Genomic DNA, 24,495 nt, shown 5'->3' on the forward strand with positions numbered 1-24,495 from the left:
TTCCATTTTAAGATATCATTGATGAGAAATCCTTACATCTTGATAACAATATCTATTTATATCTTACATTGACTGAAAGGTTAGCGATAAAAATAATCTCTTTGATCCTGAAATGTTATATGAACACGGGTAAACTTTTGAAAAACACTATCTACTTCAATAGAATGTCCTAATTGAGAAATGACTTTTTCCACCATATATAATCCCATTCCAGTAGATTTATATTGTCCATTATGATGATTTTGACCAGTAAATCCTTTTTCAAAAATTCTAGACAAATCTTGTGATTGAATACCTTCTCCATTGTCTTCAATATATAAATTGATCTGCTCTTCATGATGTTCACTCCAGATTTTTAATTGAGGTGACTCTTTGGCATATTTAATGGCATTATTAATAATCTGATCCAAGACATAGATGAGCCATGTTTTATCACTATATATCTGTAAATTCTCTACATTTACATCCATTTCAAAATGCTTATTAATCAAAAAGAATTGATTATTCTTGATGGATTGATAAACACTGTCTTTTAATGAAACAGGTTTAATGTATATATCATGAATCTGACTTTGAATACGACTCACTACCATGATTTGATTCAGATACTGGTTCATTTTTTCTAACTGTTCCTGCATATTTTGTTTTTGTTGATAATCTGTATTTTTCTGATTGATCAATAAACTAGCTGATAATGGAATTTTAATTTCATGGCACCATTTTGTCATATAATCCTGTAAATCATTATTGACTTGATATATTTCATCTAGCTGCTTTTGAAGAACATGAACATCGTGATAGGCAATATCAATATTATCAAAATGATCAAACTCAAAACAAATGACTTCTTTTGATTGTAAATAATCCTTTTTCTTATCTAAACGGTATTTTTCATGCATAAAGTCTAAAAAAATGAAAAAAAGAAGACATACCCCTACAACAACATCAAAATAAATCAGATATTGTGTATTAGCTCCAGGAACAAGATAAATAAAATAGAGATTATACGCCAATATAATCAAGGTTATGACAAGGATATAGCGACTATATTTTCGTAAATAAATCATGATATATAATATCCCTGTCCTTTCTTTGTACAAATAATATCCTGATGACATTCATCTTTTAATTTTGTACGTAATCTGGAAATAAGCACTGTTAGAGAATTATCTGAAATAAATTCATCAGTATTCCACAACGCTTCCATTAATGCCTGTCTTGTGACTATGGCTCCTTGAGATTCTAATAAAAGACAAACTATCTGACTTTCTGATTTTGTCAGATGAATCTCATGTTCATGATAAAACAAGCTGCCCTTTGTTTTATCATAATAAATATCGGCATTGATTCTCATTTGATCTTTAACTTTATATTGATATGTTCTTCTTAAAATAGCTTCAATCTTAGCCTTCAACAATTCCAAATGAAATGGCTTATCGACATAATCATCCCCACCTTGAAGAATGGCTCTGATTTTATCATGATCATCATTACGACTGCTTATAAAAATTAAAGGAACTTGTGATGTATTTCTAATTTGTGTACACCAGTAAAAACCATCATAATATGGTAAATTAATATCCATTAAAATAAGATGAGGTTTATAATTATAAAAATCTTCAACAATATTTTCAAAATGTGTTGCGATAACAGCATAATATCCCCATCTCATCAAAAAATCTTTTATTTCTCTAGCAAGTGTTTCATCATCTTCTACAATCATGATGTGCATTTTTTCCATTTCCATCACCTCTTAAAAATATTATATATTTTTCAAATCTTCACGAAAAGAAAAAAGCACAACATTACAAAAATGTAACATTATGCTAAGTCTATTCATATATCTTCTTGGCTATCAATATTGAAAATATAATAAGTTTCCTTTATCATGAATTTTCATTATATTTCAATAAAACATTAATATTTAATGCCACAAGATATGTGTGATGATTCTCGTCTTTAAATGTTATATATTGGTCAGTGTCATAGCCACTTAAAGCTGTTGTTTTTTGTAACTTGACATCTTGATTCAAGAAAACTTTCGCAAAAGTCTTTGCTGTTTCTTTGGCTTGCTGTTCGCTTGTCATACGTGTTGGTAATGTATCTAAAAAACCATATTCCTTATTAACAAATTGAACCAATTGACCATCCTGATAAGCAAAATCCAAGCGTAAAGTAGGGTTATTTTGATCATTGCCAATTGTGATAATATCATCTATTTCATGAACCACTTTTTTATTTGTTAACTCCTGATATATCTCTTCAGGCATTGTCTGTTTTATTCCATCCATAAGCTGTTTTATTTTTTCACTTTCTACACCTTTTTGTTTGTCATCTTGTTTGATTGATTGACTATTTTTTAACTGATCATCTTGAATTGTTTGTGTACATCCACTTAAACAAACAACAAGTCATACTAACAATAATTTTTTCATTTTTTATTCTCCCATCTTTTATACACTATGATTATAAGTCTTTGATGTGGATAATATATGAAAAAACTGTTAATCAGTTTAGAAATGAACAGTTTCTTTTTCTAATAATTACCAATTGTGGCTACCATGACAGCTTTAATTGTATGCATTCTATTTTCAGCTTCATCAAAAACAACTGATTGTGATGATCTGAAAACTTCATCTTCAACTTCTCTAATATCAATTCCCTGTTCATACTTAGCCTTAGCAACTTCTGTTTCAAAGTCATGAAATGATGGTAAACAATGCATAAAAAGTGTAGACTCTTTTCCCGTTTTTTTCATCATTTCTGTTGTCACTTTATAAGGTGATAACATTTTGACTCTTGGTTCATATAAAGCTTCATCTTCTCCCATGCTAACCCAAATATCTGTATAAATGACATCAGCATCTTTCACCGCTTCATCAACATTATCTAAAACCTCAATTTTTCCACCTGATTTTTGTGCTTCCTGTTGACAATACGCTAAAACTTCAGGATCAATTTGTAAATCTTTGGGTCCTAAACATACAAAATGCATTCCCATTTTCATTGCACCATACATCAGCCCATAACAAACATTATTTCTAATATCTCCTGTAAAAACAAATTTGACTTCTTCTAATGGTTTATTCAAATGTTCTTCAATAGTCATAAAATCAGCCAATGTCTGAGTTGGATGATCAACATCCGTTAATCCATTCCATACAGGGACACCTGAGTATTTGGCTAAATCTTCAACAGTCTTTTGTTCAAATCCTCTAAATTCTATACCATCATACATTCTTCCTAAAACTTTCGCTGTGTCTTCTAAAGATTCTTTTTTCCCCATTTGTGAATTGCTTAAAAAAGTCACATGTCCACCTTCATCAAAAGTGGCAACTTCAAAGGCACAACGTGTACGTGTTGATGTTTTTTCAAATAATAAGACTACATTTTTTCCTTTTAATGCTGTTCCAACTCTTCCATTTTTCTTTGCTTTTTTTAAACGATGTGCCATATCTAATAAATAACGAATTTCTTCTTTAGAATAATCTTTTAATGTTAAAAAGCTTCTATTTTTTAAATTGACCATATAATCCTCCTATCTTGTAAACATTGTTCCAATACCATCTTTAGATAACATTTCAATTAAAATAGAATGAGGAATACGACCATCAATAATCACTGCTTTTTTTACATTTTCGCGAATGGCCCTCACACAACATTCTACTTTAGGAATCATACCACCACTAATAATCCCTTTATCTGTTAATCCTTTCACTTCATAGACATGAACCAAAGGAATCAATGTTGATTCATCATCTTTATCCATTAATAATCCTGGTATATCACTCACCAAAATCATATTCTCTGCTTGGATTTGGGCTGCAATTTCAGCAGCTGCCGTATCAGCATTAATATTATAAGTTTGCCCTGTTTCATCAGTCCCCACACTTGAAACAACTGGAATATAGCCTTTATCTAATAAATCTATAATGATATGAGCATTAATTTTGACAATATCCCCTACATATCCTAGATCATCTTGAGATTCATGTTTTTTCGCAACTATTAGCTGGTTATCAATACCACTGATTCCTACTGCATTACCACCTTTTTGCATAATTAATTTTACAAGATCTTTATTTGTTTTACCAGCTAAAACCATTTGCACAACATTCATTGTTTCATCATCCGTATATCTTAAACCATGAATAAACTGAGATTCAATATTCATCTTCTTTAATGTCTGATTAATTTCTGGTCCACCCCCATGTACCAGAATGACTTTAATCCCAATTTCTGATAATAACACGACATCCTGAATCACATTCATCTTTAATTCTTCATTAATCATGGCATTGCCACCATATTTAATCACAACAACTTTATCATGATATTTTTGAATATATGGTAATGCCTGAGATAAAATTTCTGCTTTAATCACTGCGTTTTGATTCATAATTATTCCCCTTTATGTGCGATAATCGCCGTTAATTTTGACATAGTCATAAGTTAAATCACATCCCCAGGCAGTTGCCTGATCATCTCCATCATGTAAATCTATGATTATTTCTATCTCATCTTCACTTAAGATCTGAGCAGCTTCTTCCTCACTAAAAGGATATCCACCACCATTTTGACAAACACAAATTTTCCCCTTTTTACTTTTAAAATCAACATCAATTTTTTGAATATCATAATCAGCATCACTATAACCAATAGCACATAAGATACGACCCCAATTTGCATCTTCACCAAACATAGCAGCTTTCAAAAGTGAACTTGTAATAACAGATTTAGCAACAATCTTTGCATCCTTTTTTGTCTTTGCATGTAAAACGTTACAAGTTAAAAGTTTTGTTGCTCCTTCACCATCTTTCGCAATCGCTTGAGATAAGCATGTACAAATATACATCAATGCTTCTTTAAAGCACTGATAGTTTTCATCCTTTTGTGTAATTTCATTATTTTGAGCTAGACCATTACACATTAATGTCAACATATCATTAGTAGAAGTATCCCCATCAACACTCACCATATTAAATGTATCATCAACAACTTCATGAATGACTTCATTTAGCATCTCTTTAGAAATCGCAACATCACTTGTCACAAAAGCTAACATTGTAGCCATGTTAGGGTGAATCATCCCACTTCCCTTAGCGATTGCTCCAATATGACAAGTCTTGCCATCAAGTTCAAATTCAACCGCATATTCTTTTTTGACAGTATCTGTTGTCATGATTCCCTCACAGGCATCACTGCTGCCTTGTGTAGATAAAGATTGAACCAATTGTTCCATATGATTTTCAAACGGTTCAATACTTAAAGGTTGTCCAATCACACCTGTAGAAGCAACTACAATATCATCGCTATCAATGCCTAATGCCTGTCCACATAATTGACAAATTTGATCTGCTATTTCAATGCCATTAGGATTACATGTATTGGCATTACCACTATTACAAATAATAGCTTTGGCTTCAAGATTCTTTAAATGCTGTTGTGTGACATAGATGGGTGCCCCTTTCACCTTGTTTTGAGTATAGGTGCTCGCACAATGACACATAACATCACTGACAATTAAAGACAAATCTTTTTTACTTTTATTTTTTCTAATACCACAATGGATTCCAGAGGCTTGAAATCCTAGAGGGGCACACACCCCTCCATCAATATCTTTAAACATATATTTTCCCCCTTAAAATGATGCTGGTATCATCATCAAACCTTCTTTTTCATCAAAACCATACATCAAATTCATATTTTGGATAGCTTGTCCAGCTGCCCCTTTCACCATATTATCTATTGTTGAAACAACAATCAGCTGATGATATCTCTCATCATAATGTAAAGATATATCACAGAAGTTAGAGTATTGAACAAATTTTAAATCAGCCACTTGTCCTTTTGGCAAAACTCTTACAAAATACTCATCCTGATAAGTCTTTTGATAGATATCATAAACATTATCAAAATCAACATTATCTTTTAATGGAACATATATTGTTGAAATAATCCCACGATTAACAGGTAATAGATGTGGTGTAAACATGACATGAACAGCCTGATGAGCCATCTTTGATAATTCCTGTTCAATTTCAGGTGTATGACGATGACTTGCTATTTTATATGGATGAAATGATTCATTACATTTAGGAAAATGGGTATCTTCTGTTAAAGACTTTCCAGCTCCTGTTGTTCCAGATTTAGAATCAATGATAATCTTTTCATCTTTTTGCATATGATTTTTTAATAATGGATATAACCCTAAAGTAATGGATGTTGGATAACATCCTGGATTTCCGATAATTGATGCCTGTTTAATCTGTTCACGATTGACTTCACTTAAACCATAAACCTGTTTTTCATGTAATTGTGGATATTGATAATCATGTTGATACCATTGTTGATAATCTTTTTCTTGATCCAAACGAAAATCTGCACCTAAATCTATAAACTTCTTTCCTTGTTCATCACATTGTTTAGCATATTTTTCACTGAGACCATGAGGCAATGATGCAAAAATCATATCAGCTTTTTCAATGACTTCCTGATCATTCGTGAATGTCATATCAAAGACTCCATAAAATGATGGATATAAATGTGAAATCATCTTTCCTTCATAACTTTGAGAGCTGATTGCAACAATTTCAACATGTGGATGATTCAACAACAAACGATATAACTCTGCCCCAGCATATCCACTGGCACCAATGATTCCTACTTTAACCATGATTCAACGCCTCCAATTGTTTTTCCATTCTTTTGATTGCTTTTTGGCATGTTTGAGGAGCAGGTCCTCCATCAACAAGTCTATTTTCAACGCAAGTTAAAAGTGATATAGCCTGATAAACATCTTTTTCAAAAACTTCATCAAAAGATTTATAGATATCAAGTGGAAGAGTTTCAAGAACTTCATCATGATCAATACAATAAGCAACAAGCTCTCCTGTTGTTTTGTAAGCATCTCTAAAAGCTTTTCCTTTTTTCACAAGATAATCTGCACAATCCGTTGCATTAATAAATCCTTTAGCTGCACATTCTTGCATACGTTGTTTATTCACTTTCATTGTGTTGATCATATCACTAAAGACTGGTAAACATAATTTCACCTGATCAATCGCATCAAATAAAGTTTCCTTATCTTCCTGCATGTCCTTATTATAAGCAAGCGGTAAGCCTTTCATCATTGTCAGTAATGTAGAAACATCATTGATGACTCTGGCACTTTTTCCTCTGACCAGTTCAGCAATATCTGGATTTTTCTTTTGTGGCATGATGCTTGATCCTGTCGCATAAGCATCATCCAGTTCAATATATTTGAATTCCCATGAACACCATAAAATGATTTCTTCACTTAAACGTGATAAATGCATCATAATCATAGCCAAATCATTGGCCAGTTCAATTGCATAATCACGATCACTGACACCATCTAATGAGTTATACATAATATCATTCATATGAAGTTCCTGTGCTACAAAATGACGATCAATAGGATATGTTGTCGTCGCTAATGCCCCACTACCTAATGGTGAAACATTGAGTCGTTTCATGCAGTCATCCAATCTTGTATAATCACGATAAAACATTTCAACATAAGCCATTAAATGATGGGCAAATGTTATGGGTTGAGCACGTTGCAAATGTGTATAACCACACATAATGGTATGTGTATGCCCTTTAGCCTGATTGATAAGCACTTGCATCAATTCTATCAACATACCCTGAATATCTTTGATTTCATCACGTGTATATAACCTTAAATCTAAAGCCACCTGATCATTACGTGATCTGGCAGTATGAAGTTTTTTACCACTTTCTGGATATCGCTTTGTCAGTTCTGCTTCAATAAACATATGAATGTCTTCAGCATGAGGATCAAATAACAAATCACCATTTTCTAATTCACATAATATGTCATCCAATCCTTTTAATATTTCAGTTAAATTCTGCCTAGAAATAATGCCTTGTTTTGCGAGCATTTTAGCATGTGCCTGACTCCCCATAATATCATGTTTATACATTCTTGCATCAAATGATATGGATGAATTAAAAGCATTCACATCTGCATTAATCTCTTTTTTAAATCTCCCTGCCCATAACGCCATATTTTCAACTCCTATTTCTTTCTTTGTTGGTCTAATAAAGCTTTCACTTTAATAGGTAAACCATATAAATTAATAAATCCTTGAGAATCCATTTGATTATAATCTTCATCTTCTCCAAATGAAGCTGTCTGTTCACTATATAAAGTATCTGGTGAAGTCATACCAGCTCCCATAATATTTCCTTTATATAGTTTTAATTTCACGTCTCCATTGACTGTCTTTTGTGTTTCATCAATAAAAGCAAGTAATGCTTTTGTTAGTGGTGTATACCATTGACCGTTATATAAAATATCTGCTAGCTTTTGAGAAACCTGATATTTGAAATGTTGTGTTTCTTTATCAATTGTGATTTCTTCCAAATCAGCATGTGCTTTATAAAGAATTGTTCCACCTGGTGTTTCATAAACACCTCTTGATTTCATACCAACTAATCTGTTTTCAACCATATCAATGATGCCAATACCATTTTCTCCGCCAATTTTGTTTAAAGCAGTAATCAAATCAATACCATTCATTTTTTCACCATTTAAAGCAACTGGAATTCCTTTTTCAAAAGTAATTGTAATATATGTTGGCTTGTCTGGTGCTTTTTCTGGTGTGACACCTAATTCAAGAATCTTGTCATACATAGGTTCATTTGCAGGATTTTCCAAATCTAATCCTTCATGTGATAAATGCCATAAGTTTTTATCCTTAGAATAATTTGTTTCTTTATTAATTTTTAAAGGAATATTTCTCGCTTGGGCATATTCAATTTCATCTTCTCTACTCTTTAATTCCCATACTCTCCATGGTGCAATAATATCTAATTCAGGTGCAAAGGCTTTGATTGTCAGTTCAAATCTGACCTGGTCATTTCCTTTACCTGTACAACCATGACAAATGGCATCTGCACCTTCTTTTTTGGCAATCTCTACTAATTTTTTCGCAATGATCGGTCTTGCTAGAGAAGTTCCTAGTAAATATTTTCCTTCATAAACAGCATTGGCTTTGATAGCTGGAAAAATAAAATCATTGACAAACTCTTCCTTGCAATCAGCACAATAATATTTAGATGCTCCTGTAGCTAAAGCTTTTTCTTCTAATCCTTCAAGTTCATCTCCTTGACCAACATCACCAGCCACAGCAATCACTTCACAACCATAATTTTCTTTTAACCACGCTATAATAATTGATGTATCTAATCCCCCTGAGTAAGCTAATACGACTTTTTTATATTGTTTCTTTTCCATTGTTCATTCTCCTTTTCATTATTTTGTATTTCTCTTTTATTATATTTATTCATTTTTTCTATCAATCGCCGCAATTCAATCACCCTCTCTATAAACAAAAAACCTCTGGATTTCTCCAGAGGTGCATATACACGGTACCACTCTAGTTGTTAGAAAAACTAACCACTCTATCCCTTAACGCAGGTTACGTTCCATTATACTCCTATTTCCAATGGACTCTCACAGGTACGTTTCATTCCTTTCCACTTAGTAGTCTTCCACTCTGTACTACCTCGCTTGAAGCGTTCAAGAAATTACTTTTCCTGCTCAACGATTTTTAATATGCGTTAATCATACATGGATAGCTTTCTTTTGTCAATATATTTTTTTATTTTTTCCAAATATAACAAGTTTTTTTATGAAAATGCAAATTATATAATAATTTTTCTTTTAAACAATCCTTGAGAATCTTGCGTTTCCATCTCACAACACTCTTGATCATAATAATAACATTGGAAACTTGATAAAGATACCAATCGATCAATATTTTTTCTTGATGGTCGGTAATTAGGAGATAATGACCAAGCTGCACGATAATGTTTCATTGCTAGGGCTAAATCTCCTTGTTTTTCTGCTAAAATGCCTAGTAAATTCTGTGGTTGAGGTGCATGTGGATAATTCACTAATGCCTGAACAACTAATTCCTGACATTCAGAACGATCCTTTTCAATAAGACTTTTAACCTTTTCTCCTAATTTTTCTAAAACTATATATTCATTTCTATTTTGTCTCATATAACTCACTCCTTATCTTCACTATTATTATAAGAAATATATTGTGAAGTGAGTGTGAGAAAACAAAAGCTTGTGTGAGAATGCTGTGAGAATTTAATCACTCTTTTCAATCTTCACCATACGATAGCCTATCCCTACATGTGTCTGAATATAACTCACACCACTTTTTTCTGGTTCAATCTTTTTACGCAAATTAGCCATAAAAACACGTAACGAAGCGACATCACTATCAAAAGCACTTCCCCATATTTCTCGTGTTAAATAAGTATGCGTTAAAATTTTTCCGATATTTTTTGATAACAAATTTAATATCTTATATTCAATAGGTGTTAAATGAATTTCTTCTCCCTTAAGAGTCACACAACTTGAAGCATAATCAATTTTTAAATCTCCATTTTCAAATATATGGTTGTTTTTTGCATCACTATTCCATATATATTCTGTTCTTCTTAATGCGACACGCAATCGAGCCAATAATTCTTCTACCGAGAATGGTTTTGTCAAATAGTCATCTGCTCCAGCATCAAGAGCTGCCACTTTGTCACTTTCTTCTCCTCTGGCACTAAGAATAATGATTGGAATTTGTGATTTTTCACGAATTTTTTGAATCACTTCCATTCCATCTATATCAGGTAATCCCAAATCTAGAAGGATAACATCAGGATGTTCAGAGGCAAACTCTAGAAGAGCTGATTCTCCACTATCAGATAATATATATTTATAATTTCTTGTCTGTAATGTAATAGCAATCAAATTACGAACGGCTTTATCATCTTCCACAACTAATATTTTTGGACTATTCATGTATTTCTACCTCCTGTGCCGGTAAAGATATCTGAAAAACTGTTCCATGAGGCGAATTATCATAAACTTTAATTTCCCCATGATGTGCCTGTATAATGGACTGACAAAGAGATAATCCCAATCCTAAACTTCTGCGACTATCTGCGACTTGACGATTGGCAGTATAAAACATATCAAAAATATGTTCCTTATCTTTATCATTAATGCCATTTCCTTCATCAGCAATATCAATATAGATGTTTTTATCTTTAAGATAACTCTGTATAGTTATTGTTGTATGATCAGGTGTATATTTGATAGCATTATCTAAGATATTCATAATGACTTGAACAATCAGTCTAGCATCTATTTTAGCAAGTAATATATTTTCATCTTGAATAACTTGAATATGATGTTGTATTCTGCGTGTATTGATATGCTTAAGTGCTTCATTAATCACATCTTCTATTAATTCTACTTTTAGATTCAAATTCATTGATCCATTTTCTATACGGGTTACAGACAATAAATTTTCTACAAGATTAATAAGCCATAAAGAATCATCATAAATATCGCTGTATAACTGCTTTTTTTTATCTTCATCTAAGATTGTACCCGTACTTAATAAAATTCCTGCATTACCAGAGATAGAAGTCAGAGGAGTTCTCAAATCATGAGATATAGAACGTAAAAGATTAGCTCTGAGTTGTTCATTTTTGGCTTTTAAATCTGCGGTTGCTTTTTCCTTAATAACACTTTCATTTTCTAAAGAAAGAGCTAATTCTCCTAAGATAGAAAGCATAATATTATTTTCATATGAATCTAAGGGTTTGTCATCTATATATATACCGATAATACCATAAATTTTTTCTCCAATACGTACTGCTAAATAAAGGCATAATGCATTGGATAATGTTTTCGTTGTCGCTCCAGCATGTTTATTATTTTTGAGAACCCATTTTGCAACAGCTTCTTCATTTTGAAATATGGATGTATCCTTTGGCGATTGGCAAAAAATAAGTGGTTTTTCTAAATTATTCTTTGAAACAGGATAGAAAATAATATCCCTTTGTAATAATTTCATAAGTGAATGACATGTTACAGAAATAATTCCTTCTTTATTTTTTTCCTTCTGTAGTTTCTGATTTGTTTCTAATAATATTTTCATACGATAAGCATTTTGTGCTGAATCTTTTGCACTTGTTTGTAACTTATTTGTCATACTGCTTGTAATAAAAGCAACAATAAACATGATTATAAATGTCACGATATACCTTGAATCATAAGCTCTCAATGTTAATCTTGGACTTGTAAAAAGAAAATTAAAAATCAAGACACTAATGAATGAAGATGCTAAACTATAAATTCTTCTTGTCGTAATCAATGCAGTCATTAAAACACCTAAAATATAAATCAGTATAATATTAGATTCTTTAAAATCAAGATAGTAAAAGATTCCACCAATCAATGTGGACAAAATCAACATACCTGCTGTTCGCATGAAATCTTGACGATTAAGTGTTAATTGTGGTCTTACTAACTTAAAAATAGACCTTTCATCAATATAAGGTATAACATATATTTCTAGTTGTGGTGCTAATCGAACTAATTGCTCAGATAATGAAGAACGTTGAAAAAAATGCGTTGGACTTTGACCTAGCACAATTTTGGTAACCCCAGAGATTCTAGCATATTCAGCTATTTCAAATACAACCTTATTATCATTAAGCACTTCAATTTGTGCTTGTAAGTCTTTTGCTAGAGATATATTTTCTTGTAGATACTGATATTCTTTTTTAGAAAGCTTTTTATCCAATGGTGCAATATATAAAGCTGTTAATCTTGCTTGATATGTATTTGCAAGTTTTGCTGCTGTTCTTATGACTTTCGCATTTGAAGGTGATGGTGACAAGCAGACTAAGATATGCTCAGAATTTATAAAATGAGATTTAGAAGGTAAGGAAGTTAACTTTTTTATTCTTTGTGCACAACATTTGATTGCTAACTCTCTTAATGCTTTTAAAGTTTCTACTGAATAATGATGCTCATATTGTGGCTCATTATCAATAAACTTAACTTGATGTGCTTGTTCAAAAAGATAATCAGGTATTGTTTCACTTGAATGCTCTCCTGTTATCTTATTAATATCATCTTGTAAGCTCACTATATCTTGTACATTGGCAGTTGTATAAACATCAATTCCTGCTTCAAGTATTTCAAGAATATCTTGATAACGTTTTAAATGCCTAGAGCCATTTCTATTTGTATGAGCCATATGATCAATCAATACTATATGTGGATGTCTCGCTAAAATAGCATCTATATCTACCTCTGGTGAAGATAGCATTAACTGACGATTGGGAACACATTCCAACCCCTTTAAAATCGTCTCTAACCCTTCTACATTTTCTATATACCCCACAACCACATCATTAGACATATCCGTCAATTCCTTAGCTTCTTGTAACATTGCATATGTTTTTCCAGTATGCATTGCATAGCCAAAAAATATTTTTAAACGCCCTTGATGTTTTTTTTCTTCATTCATGAATATTATTCACCACTCTTTTTTTGTCTAACCATACGATAACCAATACCTATATGCGTTTGAATATATTTTTGATCATCCGCATACTGTTTATCAATCTTTTTTCTTAATGTTGTCATATAAACACGTAATGAGGACAAATCTGATTCCAATGCATTTTTCCATATTTTATCTAAAATAAACTGATAAGTTAAGACTTTACCAACATTTTTTGCTAAAAGGCAAAGCAAATTATATTCTATTGGCATTAAATGTATTTCTTTTCCTTTTAAAGATACTGTCGCTGATAAATAATTAATTTTTAAATCACCATTTTCAAAAACCGTTTCTTCTTGAGTCGTCATATTTTGTAAATATTCAGCTCTACGTAAAGTTGAACGAACTCTTGCTAAAAGTTCATCAATATTAAATGGTTTTGTTAAATAATCATCTGCTCCTGCATCCAATGCAGCTATCTTATCTTCATTACTACTTCTTGCACTTAAAACAATGATGGGAATAACCGAAAACGTACGAACTGTTTTGATAATATCTATACCATCTTGATCAGGTAATCCTAAATCTAATAAAATAATATCGTAATGATGTGATGTCATAGCCAATAAAGCACTCTCACCATTAATCATAGCATCAAATTGATATCCATGTGTCTGCAAAGTTGTAGACACAAGATTTCTAACTGAATGATCATCTTCTACAACCAATATATTCGCCTGCATATTTTCTTCCTTTTCCCCTTTAAATATATTTATATTTTACTATATAGCTATTACGAAAAAAAGTCTTTTCTATATAAACAAGACCAAAAAACTCCACTTGGATAAAGTGGAGTTTTTCATTAAATCATATCTATTTCTTGTGCAACCATTAAGTTTAATTTTAAAACATTGACAGTTTCTTCTCCAAAAATACCTAAGAATTTTCCTGAAGTATTTTCTTCAATCATTTTTTCTAATTGTTCTTGAGATAAACCTGTATTTTTAGCAACTCTATCCATTTGTACTTTAGCAGCTTCTACTGAAATATGTGGATCTAATCCTGATCCTGATGCAGTAATAATGTCAGAAGGAATATCTTCTTTGCTTACTGTAGGATTTTCTTCTAAGAATTTTTCAATATCTTCATCTAATCTTTCTTTCAAAGCAGGATTACTTGGTGCATAGTTGTTACTTCCAGATGATAAACCTGCATATTCTCCACTATCTTTTTGTTCTTGTGTATAAGTATTGTAGTTGTAAGCTGAAGGTCTGCAATGGAACAATCTTTCATCAGTAAAATCTTGTCCAACAATTTCAGAACCCACTGCTTTTCCATCTACTTCAACAAGACTTCCATTTGATTGACTTGGAAATACAACTTGTGAAACTCCTGTTAATACCATGGGATAAATAAATCCACATATCACAAACATTGCTATTGCAAATAGAAACGCCAATCTAAAGTGTCTTAAAAACTTTTTCATAGTTTACCTCCTATAATCCTAATAAAACTAATAATGGTGCAATAATCATATCAATAATCTTAATTCCTAAAAATGGACAAATCACTCCACCTAATCCATAGATTAGCATATTTCTTCCAAGCATTTTAGATGCACTCATAGGTTTATACTTAACACCTTTCATTGCTAGTGGAATCAAACATGGAATAATCACTGCGTTAAAAATCAATGCAGATAAAATAGCACTTTCAGATGTTTGTAATCCCATGATGTTAAGAACACTTAATTGTGGTATAACAGCTTGGAACATGGCTGGTATAATTGCAAAGTATTTTGCAATATCATTAGCAATTGAGAAAGTCGTTAATGATCCTCGAGTAATTAACAACTGTTTACCAATTTCTACAACTTCCAAGATCTTTGTAGGGTCAGAATCTAAATCAACCATGTTTGCAGCTTCTTTGGCAGCAGATGTCCCACTATTCATAGCAATACCAACATTAGCTTGGGCAAGTGCTGGTGCGTCATTTGTTCCATCACCAGTCATGGCTACAATCTTTCCTTCAGATTGTTCTTTTTTAATTGCTTCAATTTTATCTTCTGGTTTACATTCCGCAATATAACCATCAACACCTGCTTCAGCAGCAATAGTCGCAGCAGTTAATGGATTATCTCCAGTACACATAATAGTTTTAATACCAATTTTACGCAAACGTTCAAAACGTTCTACTAAACCAGGTTTTACAGTATCTTTTAAATAAATAACACCTAAAATTCTATAATCTGCACATACAACCAAAGGTGTTCCACCAAATTTTGAAACTTCATCTACTTTTAATGTTAAGTCATCTGGTACCTTACCACCATTTTCTTTAACATATTGAATTATAGCGTCACCGGCACCTTTACGAACAACATGTCCATCAGTCGTATTCACACCACTCATTTTACTAGCAGCAGTAAATTCAATAAATTCAGCATTTTCATAATTTTTTCTTTGTAATTGACAACCGAATTTTTCTGCCAATTCAACAGTAGATTTTCCTTCAGGTGTGTCATCACCTATAGATGCAATCCAAGCGTATTCAGTGAGTTCTTCTTTTTTAATACCTGATACAGGGATAAAATCACTAGCCAAACGATTTCCAAAAGTAATAGTTCCTGTTTTATCAAGAATCATTGTATCAACATCACCACATGCTTCAACTGCTTTTCCTGACATAGCAATAACATTAAAACGTGTTACTCTATCCATTCCCGCAATTCCAATAGCACTTAATAAAGCTCCTATTGTTGTAGGAATCAAACATACAGTTAATGCGATTAATGTTGAAATTGGTATTTGTACTTCTGAATAATTAGCCATTGGATAAAGTGTTACAATAACGATTAAGAAAATAATTGTTAATGAAACTAATAATGTGTTTAGAGCTATTTCATTAGGTGTTTTTTGACGTGAAGCCCCTTCAACTAAAGCAATCATTTTATCCAAGAATGAATGCCCTGGTTCAGAAGTAATTTCCACTTTAATCCAGTCTGAAACAACCGTTGTTCCTCCAGTGACTGAAGCAAAATCTCCCCCACTTTCCTTAGTGACTGGTGCCGATTCACCTGTAATCGCAGATTCATCAATACTCGCAATTCCTTCGATGATTTCACCATCATTTGGAATTAATTCTCCAGCTTTTACGAGAACAACATCACCTTTTTGTAATTCACTAGCTGAAATCATTTCTTCTGATCCATCCTCGTGGATAAGACGAGCTTTTGTATCTTTCTTTGTTTTCTTTAATGTTTCAGCCTGTGCTTTTCCTCGTCCTTCTGCAACAGATTCAGCAAAGTTAGCAAACAATAAAGTAATAAACAAAATAATCGCAACAATCGCATTATATAAACTTAAATTATCTCCCTTATCATTAAATAAATGTGGGAAAAAGACAAGAATCGTACAAATGACAAATCCAACTTCAACAACAAACATAACTGGATTTTTCATCATATACATAGGATTTAATTTTACAAAAGCCCCTTTGATAGAAGAACCAAGAATATCTTTTGTAATAAATTTTGTTTTTTCTTGACGACTCATATATTAAACTAAACCCCTTTCTATAGACCTAAGGTCAATCCCTCTGAAATTGGTCCAAGAGCTAAAGCTGGTAAGAATGTTAATGCTGCAAAAATATAAACAACAAAAACTAAGATAATAGCGAAAGTCCAAGTATTTGTTTTTAATGTACCAATTGACTCGTTCACATCAATTTTATTAAATAAACTTCCAGCAATAGCTAATTGAATAATAATTGATAGATAACGTCCTAAAAACATAACTAAACCACAAGTAACATTCCAAAATACTGTATTATCCGCTAATCCTTCAAATCCAGAACCATTGTTAGCTGCAGATGATGTAAATTCATACAATACCTGTGTTAATCCATGAAAACCAGGATTTGTAATTCCATCTAATCCTGCTTGAACTGAAACAGCTAAAGCACTAAATCCTAATATTAATAAAGGATGAATAATAATACATAGTGCTGCTAATTTCATTTCTTTTCCTTCTATTTTTTTACCTAGATACTCTGGTGTTCGTCCAATCATTAAACCACAAATAAATACACCAATAATTGCATAAATCAGCATATTCATAAGACCTACACCAACACCACCAAAGACAACATTTAACATCATATGCAATAATGGAACTAATCCACCCAATGGTGTTAATGTATCATGCATATTGTTAACTGTTCCTGTTGTAAATGATGTCGTTACAGTTGTAAAGAGCGAAGACTGGGCAACTCCAAATCTTACTTCTTTACCTTCCATATTTCCAATTGTTTGAGTAATTCCAGCTGATGCAACTGCACTATTTCCTTGACTTTCACTAAAGAAACATAGTGCTAAACCAATAACAAACAAAATTGACATTGCCGCAAAAATTGTACGTCCTTCTTTACCTAACCAAACTTTAGAACTTGGTTTATCAAATTCTTTTGAAGCTGTTGTATCCAATTTTTTAGCTTTTCTTTCTTGATATTTATCATAAACCATATGACCAAATGTGAATACACAAGCTGCTGGTAAGAACATCATTGAATATAATTCAGCAATATTTGATAAAACTGTTGGATTTTCAAGTGGTGTTGATGAGTTTGCCCCTAAGAAACCTCCACCATTTGTTCCTAAGTGTTTAATTGATTCCAGTGCCGCTATTGGTCCAGAAGCAATATCTTGCAATTTTCCTTCAATTGTTGTTAGTGTTATATTTGGACTCAAATTTTGAGGTACTCCTTGAGATACAAGGAACAATCCAACAATGAAAGCCATAGGAATCAAGAAACGTGTTGTAATTCGTGTCACATCACAATAGAAGTTACCCATTCGTTTACCTAAGATTCCTCGAACCATTGCAACACATGCAGCATATCCAGTTGCTGCAGATGTAAACATCATCATAATGATGACAAACATTTGTGATAAATAAGATAAACCTGATTCACCAGAATAATGTTGTAAATTTGTGTTTGTCATAAACGAAATAATTGTATTGTAAGATAATGTTGCTTCCATCCCTTCAATACCATTAGGATTGAATATACCTATTGATTGAATTCTTAAAATAAGATAACCAACAAAAACTAAACATGCATTAAATAACAATAAAGATAATGCATACTTTTTCCACCCCATATTTGATGTATCAATTTTTAATATCTTATATATTCCATTATCAATACGATCAAAAAGTGGATCTGCAAATGTCTTCTTGTGAGTTGTTATATGATAAACATACTTTCCAATAGGAAAAATAATCACCATGAAGACAAGTAATGTACATACTATTTGTAACATAAACTCTCCTCCAAATTAAAATTTCTCAGGATTGATCAACGCATAAACCAAATAACTTGCTAATGCTACAATCACAATCGCTAATAACCACATATTCTTCCCTCCGTTACTTTTTATTGATCTGTTTATCATTCCAATCTACAAAAAGTTTCATAAGCAGAAAACCTATAGCTAATACAGCTACCATAATTATGTCCATCATCATAGCGTTTCCCCCTTTTGTCTTTTTTAGACGTATATATCTTAGCATAGATAAAATAAAGAAAGTGTTAAAACACCAAGCCCCCATATTAAAATCATATTAAAATTTTTATTAAAACTTTTTTATTTATAAAATTTATGTACAATAAAAAATAAGGAAGTGGTAGGTATGGAAACAATAAAAAAAGGACGTCTAAAAATATTTTTCGGTTATTGTGCTGGTGTCGGTAAAACATTTGCGATGCTTGAAGCTGCTCATCAAAAATCTGTACAAGGTGTTGATGTTGTTATAGGGTATATAGAGCCGCATGATCGTAAAGAGACTACCGATCTTATTTATGGTCTAGAACAGATTCCTAAAAAGAAAATTATTTATCGCGATCGTCTTTTCTATGAATTTGATTTAGATGGTGCTTTAAAAAGACATCCTCAACTTATTCTAGTCGATGAATTAGCTCATACCAATGTTCATGGTTCAAGACATCAAAAACGTTATAGTGATATTGAAGAATTATTAAGAGCGGGTATTGATGTTTATACAACAGTGAATGTACAACATTTAGAAAGTCTACATGATATTGTTGAAAGTATTACAAGAATCAAGGTTAATGAAAGAATACCTGATCATGTTTTTGATGATGCTGATGATGTCAAATTAGTAGATATTGAAATTGATGATTTAATTGAGAGATTAAAAGAAGGGAAAATCTATCATAAACAACAAGCCAAAAGAGCTTTGGAACATTTCTTTATTAGAGATAATCTGACAGCTTTAAGAGAGATTACATTAAGACGTTGTGCTGATCGTGTTAATATCGTAACAGCCAAACAAAATCAACCTTTTGCTAAAGAGCATATTCTTGTTTGCATTGGAAGTTCTCCAACTAATCAAAAAGTTATTCGTACAGCTTCACGTATGGCTCAGGCTTTTCATGCAGATTTTACAGCTTTATATGTTGAAACTTCAAAAAGTAATAATCTCTCTAAGAAAGCCTTAGCTCAACTTCAGTCGAATTTAAATTTAGCCAAACATCTCAAAGCAGATATTGTTTCTACATATGGGGATGATGTTGCATTTCAAATAGGTCAATATGCCAAAACAAGTGGTGTCTCTAAATTAGTGTTAGGTCGCTCTTATCAAAAACCAACTTTAATCAAAAGAAGTACCATTGTCGATCAATTAACGATGAATGCTCCAAACCTAGAAATTTATATTATTCCAGATCATCGTTCAACGGCACAAAAGAAATCTGTAGATTTATCAAAATTTATCAAATTTCCATTAAAAGAAACAATTTTAGCTCTATCTATTTTTCTCATTACTACATTACTAGGTTTTATTTTCTATGAAATACATGTCAATACAACAAATATTATTTTACTCTATGTTTTAGCTTCATGTTTCATTGGTATTGTCACATATTATCCAATATACAATCTCATCTCAACCTTTTTAAGCATTATTGCTATTAACTACTTCTTCATAGATCCAAGATTTACCTTTAATATGTCCTCATCTGATTATCCATTCATTTTTATTGTCATGTTCATTGTATCAATATCCATTAGTACAATGGCTCACAAATTAAAGAAAGAAAACCTTTTAGCCTCTATTCATGCACATAGTATGGATATTCTATTAGAAACAAGTCAAAATTTACAAACGAGCAATTCTTATCAAGATATTATGAATATTACATGTTTTCAACTATATAAAATGTTAAATCGTATAATTATTTTTTATCCCGTTAAGAACAACACACTCCAAAAACCTATGATTTATGGTCCACATATCACTTCAGATATTAAAAGAGAATACATTAATCATAAAGAGTTAGCTGTAGCCCAGTGGGTTCTTGTCAACAATAAAAATGCCGGTGTTTCAACCAGCACTCTTCCCGCTGCTAAAGGATTATATCTTGCTGTTAGAAAAAAGGACAATATTTTTGCAGTGATTGGTATTGCTATGGAACAAGGTGAGGATTTAGCACCTTATGAAAAAGCTTTATTGAAAGCTATTTTAAATGAAATCGCTTTAGCTATTGATGCAATTTATAAACAAGAATCTCATAATGAAATGATTTTAAAACAACAATTAAATGAATCTTTGGAACATGAAGATATGTAACATCATAACCATATTCTTAAATATTCTTCTCAAGATAATTCTATTATAAAATCATTAAGCCAATAGACACTATAAAAACGTCAATAACAATCTTTTATGATATTTACTGACGTTTTTATAATACCTTCATTGTTTTATTGTAAATAATCATTATAAACTTAGCCAAATATACTTTCATTTATACATACAGTTATTCATCAACCATTCTATATCCAACACCTATTTCTGTAAGTATATATTGTGGTGTTGCAGGATTTTTTTCAATTTTTCTTCTTAATCCTGCCATAAGAGCTCTCAGTGCCTGTGTATCATGTCCATACCCTTTTCCATATATTTCTTCAATAATCATATCTGTTGTTAGAACTTTTCCTGCATTCTTAAAAAATAAAACAAGTAATTGATATTCTAATGGTGTTACATGAATAGGTTGATCATTTAAATAGACTTGCCTTTTATCTAAGTCAATAGATAAATCCTTGACTTTATAATATGTTTGAATTTGAACTTGATTATAACGATAAAAATGTCTAAAAGCCACTTTAATCCTTGCCACTAATTCCGTTGCTGAAAAGGGTTTGGTTAAATAATCATCTGCCCCTAATTCTAATGCATCTGCTTTGTCTTTGTCTTTATCTCTAGCAGAAACAACAATAATAGGAATTTCTGAGAATTCTCGTAATCTTTGAATAATATCTACTCCATCCATATCTGGCAATCCCAAATCAAGTAATATTAAGTCTATATTTTCGTAAAAAATTTTTCGTAACGCATCTTGTCCGTTGCTGGCAGTAATGTATTGATAATTGTTATTTTCTAAACAATAACAAATAAATTTTCTAATTTGTACATCATCTTCAACAACTAATATTGTTTGATTCATATTCATCCTCCATTGGTAATGTTATTATAAATTGTGCTCCTTGATGATTCAGACACTCTTTGGCTTCAATAGTTCCTTGATGTGCCTCTATAATAGCTTTACATATTGTTAAACCAAGTCCTACTCCCTTAAAGGAATCAGAATAAGACTGATGTTGTGTATAGAACATTCCAAAAAGTTTTTGAGGATCCTCACCAAGAAAACCATCCCCGTAGTCCTCTACAACAAGATAACATTGATGATCTTGTTTGTAAGCATTAATGACTATTTTTTCATTATTTGAAGTATGTTTAAAGGCATTATCCAGTAAATTAATAATGACTTGCTGAATCAGTTGTGCATCCATTGGAACCATCATGACTTCGTCAGGAACATGAACCTCAATCTGCCTCTCAGACATATTTTTTTGTACATGGGAAATAGCACTTCCTATAACTTCTTCTATCGCTTCATATTCTTTATGAATCACAAGTTTTCCTTCTTGTACTTTAGTTAAACTCAAAATATTTTGTACCATAAGATACAACCAATCAGCCTCTTGATAAATATCCTGTGCTAAATGATATGAGGAACTTGTTGGTTGGTTGATTCCCATAATCATTTCTGACGTTCCCATAATACCAGATAACGGTGTTCTTAAATCATGAGAAATGGAGCGTAAAAGATTGCTGCGATAATGTTCTTTAATACTTGCTTCATTTAATTTTAACTGTTCCTCTATTGAATAAATACGATCTAAGGCTAATGAAATATTATCTATCATAAGATAAAAGATATGTTTTTGGGTTTCATCCATATGTTGAAAATTATCATCTTTAAAAAAGAGAATTCCCAATAATCGTGAAACACCATATAAAGGAAAGAAAATATACATATCTTTGATAATATATTTTTGATTTTCATTACGAAAACAGTCAATAATATCTTGATGTTTATGTTCATTATGATAATCTAAAAAGATGAAATCTATTGGATAATGAAAATATTGATTTAATATATGATAGACTTCATCATAAAGTCTCTGTTTGTCTGTAATCTTTGAAAGATGATTTGTCAATTCATAAAGCATTTTCATATTTTGAGCATTTTTATATGCCTGATTCTGGGAAAGTTGGATACGTGAGGTTAATGTACTGACAATAATAGAGGTCAATGTCATAGATATAAAAGTTATAAAATATCTGGAATCATAAAATAATAATGTATAATAAGGTGCTGTAAAGAAATAATTAAATAAAAATGTTGCAATAATAGAACTAATTATTCCATAGATATATCCTTTTGTTAATAAGGAGATGATCAGTATAGAAATAATATAAATTAAAACAATCGTTATTTCAGACCAGTCTAAATATTGAAAGAACAAGCCTACACAGGATGCTATAACTAATAATATAACTGTAATCAACAATGAGTGAATATAAGACTTGAATTTCATTTTCATTTTCACCTCTTGCTTTTATTAAATAACATATATCCATAGAAAGCAATCTTTTTATGATTATCTTTCCACGCAAAAAAGAATCACAATATTTTTATAAGTGATTCTTTTTTTTAGTAATAGATTGTTATGTATCATTTCATAATAATTGTAATAAATCTATTGGTTTATCAAAAATATAAGTATAATAATCAATTCCTATATCTGATGTACTCCCTCCTCCACTTCGCATATTCAAAATCAATGTGAGCATTCTTTGAAGCTAATTATATAAATGACTTCATCTGGCTATAATTTTAATTTCTTTAAACATTCCAATAATGGTGCAGGATTTGGTTTATGATTATCTGTATCTTCTGCTAATACCTTTGCTTTCATATATTTATCTTCATCAATCATCGATCCAATATTTGATTCAATATCGTTGAAGTCAGACAAAAAATGTTACAATATTCAGATTTTTCCACTGATGAAATAAATGGAAAAATCTGATTTTCAAACATCAAGTTACTTTGGAAAAATATTTCATCAAAACACAGGTATGACTCCCTCACAATATAGATCAACTCGATAAATTCATTTTCAAGATAAAAGAAGCTGTTACAAAAAAACAGCTTCTATCATTTTTGATATGCTCATTTTTAATATAAAAAAACGAGCACATATATAAAGATCCTATTCTTCTAATTCATATCCTATATCTGTTAAAGTCATCTGTAATTTTTTTCTTTTGTTGTATTGATTATAGTGAAGATAATGTGCATAAAGTATGTCAATCATAATCAATGCTGGTATTTGTGGCGATATCTTATCTGAAACTGCCAAATTCTTTAGACCACTCATCAAAATAAATTCATCATAATAATCACGATACTTATATCTATTATAAGCTGACAACATGACTATTTTCGCTCCAATGTCATTAAGTTAAGATGACAATATTTAACCAGGAATTGTATGGAAATATATTTTTCCTGGTTTTTAATATTTACTCAAGCTCAAAAAGTTTAGTCTTGAAACTACATCTGTCAAGGTATATAAACTATGTTAGTTATATCTATAGTTAAAGCATACGACAGTCTTTGGCTTGACATGTCGCTTGTATTTTCTGTTGGGTCGAATTGGCAGAATCTCTTTAGCTATCAGATACTCTACA

General features: G+C 31.3%; 22 protein-coding genes and 1 other annotated feature. Of the genes, 2 read left to right on the forward strand and 20 right to left on the reverse strand.

What is annotated here, in order from left to right; all coding sequences use genetic code 11:
- Positions 1-80: 80 nt before the first annotated feature.
- The 17 genes from B5G32_RS07020 to kdpF form a co-directional block, all read right to left on the reverse strand.
- The gene (locus B5G32_RS07020) at positions 81-1,067 is read right to left on the reverse strand and encodes a sensor histidine kinase (protein WP_158093988.1); all 987 of its coding nucleotides are present in this window, start codon (positions 1,065-1,067) and stop codon (positions 81-83) included.
- Entirely contained in the window at positions 1,064-1,741 is a 678-nt protein-coding gene (locus tag B5G32_RS07025; protein WP_224762493.1) for a response regulator transcription factor, read from the reverse strand. The genes B5G32_RS07020 and B5G32_RS07025 overlap by 4 nt, the downstream gene beginning before the upstream one ends.
- Positions 1,742-1,886: 145 nt before the next feature.
- Complete coding sequence (locus tag B5G32_RS07030; protein WP_087936259.1) at positions 1,887-2,291, reverse strand: hypothetical protein; 405 nt, start codon at positions 2,289-2,291, stop codon at positions 1,887-1,889.
- A 245-nt stretch (positions 2,292-2,536) separates the two neighbouring features.
- On the reverse strand, positions 2,537-3,529 hold the full coding sequence (gene argF / locus B5G32_RS07035; protein WP_087936260.1) for an ornithine carbamoyltransferase: 993 nt from the start codon (positions 3,527-3,529) through the stop codon (positions 2,537-2,539).
- A 9-nt stretch (positions 3,530-3,538) separates the two neighbouring features.
- Positions 3,539-4,399 carry an acetylglutamate kinase gene (gene argB, locus B5G32_RS07040; RefSeq protein ID WP_087243690.1) on the reverse strand — a complete coding sequence of 287 codons (861 nt, stop codon included), beginning with the start codon at positions 4,397-4,399 and terminating at the stop codon, positions 3,539-3,541.
- Between the two features lie 12 nt (positions 4,400-4,411).
- A complete protein-coding gene (gene argJ / locus B5G32_RS07045; RefSeq protein WP_087936261.1) occupies positions 4,412-5,629 on the reverse strand; it encodes a bifunctional glutamate N-acetyltransferase/amino-acid acetyltransferase ArgJ in 1,218 nt (405 codons plus the stop codon).
- Positions 5,630-5,641: 12 nt separating this feature from the next.
- Complete coding sequence (gene argC / locus B5G32_RS07050) at positions 5,642-6,676, reverse strand: N-acetyl-gamma-glutamyl-phosphate reductase (RefSeq protein ID WP_087936262.1); 1,035 nt, start codon at positions 6,674-6,676, stop codon at positions 5,642-5,644.
- On the reverse strand, positions 6,669-8,054 hold the full coding sequence (argH, locus tag B5G32_RS07055; protein WP_087936263.1) for an argininosuccinate lyase: 1,386 nt from the start codon (positions 8,052-8,054) through the stop codon (positions 6,669-6,671). The genes argC and argH overlap by 8 nt, the downstream gene beginning before the upstream one ends.
- Before the next feature lie 11 nt (positions 8,055-8,065).
- The gene (locus B5G32_RS07060) at positions 8,066-9,286 is read right to left on the reverse strand and encodes an argininosuccinate synthase (RefSeq protein WP_087936264.1); all 1,221 of its coding nucleotides are present in this window, start codon (positions 9,284-9,286) and stop codon (positions 8,066-8,068) included.
- Positions 9,287-9,400: 114 nt separating this feature from the next.
- Positions 9,401-9,605: a binding site (T-box leader), on the reverse strand.
- A gap of 91 nt (positions 9,606-9,696) precedes the next feature.
- On the reverse strand, positions 9,697-10,059 hold the full coding sequence (locus B5G32_RS07065) for a tetratricopeptide repeat protein (protein ID WP_087936265.1): 363 nt from the start codon (positions 10,057-10,059) through the stop codon (positions 9,697-9,699).
- 93 nt (positions 10,060-10,152) lie between these two features.
- The gene (locus B5G32_RS07070; RefSeq protein ID WP_087357078.1) at positions 10,153-10,863 is read right to left on the reverse strand and encodes a response regulator transcription factor; all 711 of its coding nucleotides are present in this window, start codon (positions 10,861-10,863) and stop codon (positions 10,153-10,155) included.
- On the reverse strand, positions 10,856-13,390 hold the full coding sequence (locus tag B5G32_RS07075; protein WP_087936266.1) for a sensor histidine kinase: 2,535 nt from the start codon (positions 13,388-13,390) through the stop codon (positions 10,856-10,858). Before B5G32_RS07075 ends, B5G32_RS07070 begins: the two co-directional genes overlap by 8 nt.
- 5 nt (positions 13,391-13,395) lie before the next feature.
- Entirely contained in the window at positions 13,396-14,109 is a 714-nt protein-coding gene (locus B5G32_RS07080) for a response regulator transcription factor (protein ID WP_087243682.1), read from the reverse strand.
- 119 nt (positions 14,110-14,228) lie between these two features.
- Entirely contained in the window at positions 14,229-14,852 is a 624-nt protein-coding gene (gene kdpC / locus B5G32_RS07085) for a potassium-transporting ATPase subunit KdpC (RefSeq protein WP_087243681.1), read from the reverse strand.
- 10 nt (positions 14,853-14,862) lie between these two features.
- Positions 14,863-16,920, reverse strand: a complete 2,058-nt coding sequence (gene kdpB, locus B5G32_RS07090) for a potassium-transporting ATPase subunit KdpB (protein ID WP_087936267.1) — start codon at positions 16,918-16,920, stop codon at positions 14,863-14,865.
- A gap of 20 nt (positions 16,921-16,940) precedes the next feature.
- Positions 16,941-18,689 (reverse strand): potassium-transporting ATPase subunit KdpA, encoded by a 1,749-nt coding sequence (locus tag B5G32_RS07095; protein WP_087304610.1) that lies wholly within the window; start codon positions 18,687-18,689, stop codon positions 16,941-16,943.
- 15 nt (positions 18,690-18,704) lie between these two features.
- On the reverse strand, positions 18,705-18,821 hold the full coding sequence (gene kdpF / locus B5G32_RS14385; RefSeq protein WP_087243678.1) for a K(+)-transporting ATPase subunit F: 117 nt from the start codon (positions 18,819-18,821) through the stop codon (positions 18,705-18,707).
- 238 nt (positions 18,822-19,059) lie between these two features.
- On the opposite strand from kdpF, the gene B5G32_RS07105 reads away from it, so the two are divergent.
- Entirely contained in the window at positions 19,060-21,018 is a 1,959-nt protein-coding gene (locus tag B5G32_RS07105) for a DUF4118 domain-containing protein (protein WP_239386220.1), read from the forward strand.
- A 190-nt stretch (positions 21,019-21,208) separates the two neighbouring features.
- On the opposite strand, the gene B5G32_RS07110 is transcribed toward B5G32_RS07105, so the two are convergent.
- A complete protein-coding gene (locus tag B5G32_RS07110) occupies positions 21,209-21,898 on the reverse strand; it encodes a response regulator (protein ID WP_087243677.1) in 690 nt (229 codons plus the stop codon).
- The gene (locus tag B5G32_RS07115) at positions 21,873-23,336 is read right to left on the reverse strand and encodes a sensor histidine kinase (protein WP_158093989.1); all 1,464 of its coding nucleotides are present in this window, start codon (positions 23,334-23,336) and stop codon (positions 21,873-21,875) included. The genes B5G32_RS07110 and B5G32_RS07115 overlap by 26 nt, the downstream gene beginning before the upstream one ends.
- A 481-nt stretch (positions 23,337-23,817) precedes the next feature.
- Here B5G32_RS07115 and B5G32_RS14390 point away from each other — a divergent pair, with 481 nt between their 5' ends.
- A complete protein-coding gene (locus B5G32_RS14390; protein ID WP_143746613.1) occupies positions 23,818-23,913 on the forward strand; it encodes an AraC family transcriptional regulator in 96 nt (31 codons plus the stop codon).
- Positions 23,914-24,014: 101 nt separating this feature from the next.
- Here the strand turns inward: B5G32_RS14390 and B5G32_RS07120 are convergent, their stop codons facing one another.
- Positions 24,015-24,239 (reverse strand): hypothetical protein, encoded by a 225-nt coding sequence (locus B5G32_RS07120; RefSeq protein ID WP_224759491.1) that lies wholly within the window; start codon positions 24,237-24,239, stop codon positions 24,015-24,017.
- Positions 24,240-24,495 lie beyond the last annotated feature (256 nt).

Origin of the sequence: Massilimicrobiota sp. An80 (assembly GCF_002159255.1) — a bacterium.
GTDB classification, from domain to species: Bacteria; Bacillota_I; Bacilli_A; order Erysipelotrichales; family Coprobacillaceae; genus Allocoprobacillus; species Allocoprobacillus merdigallinarum.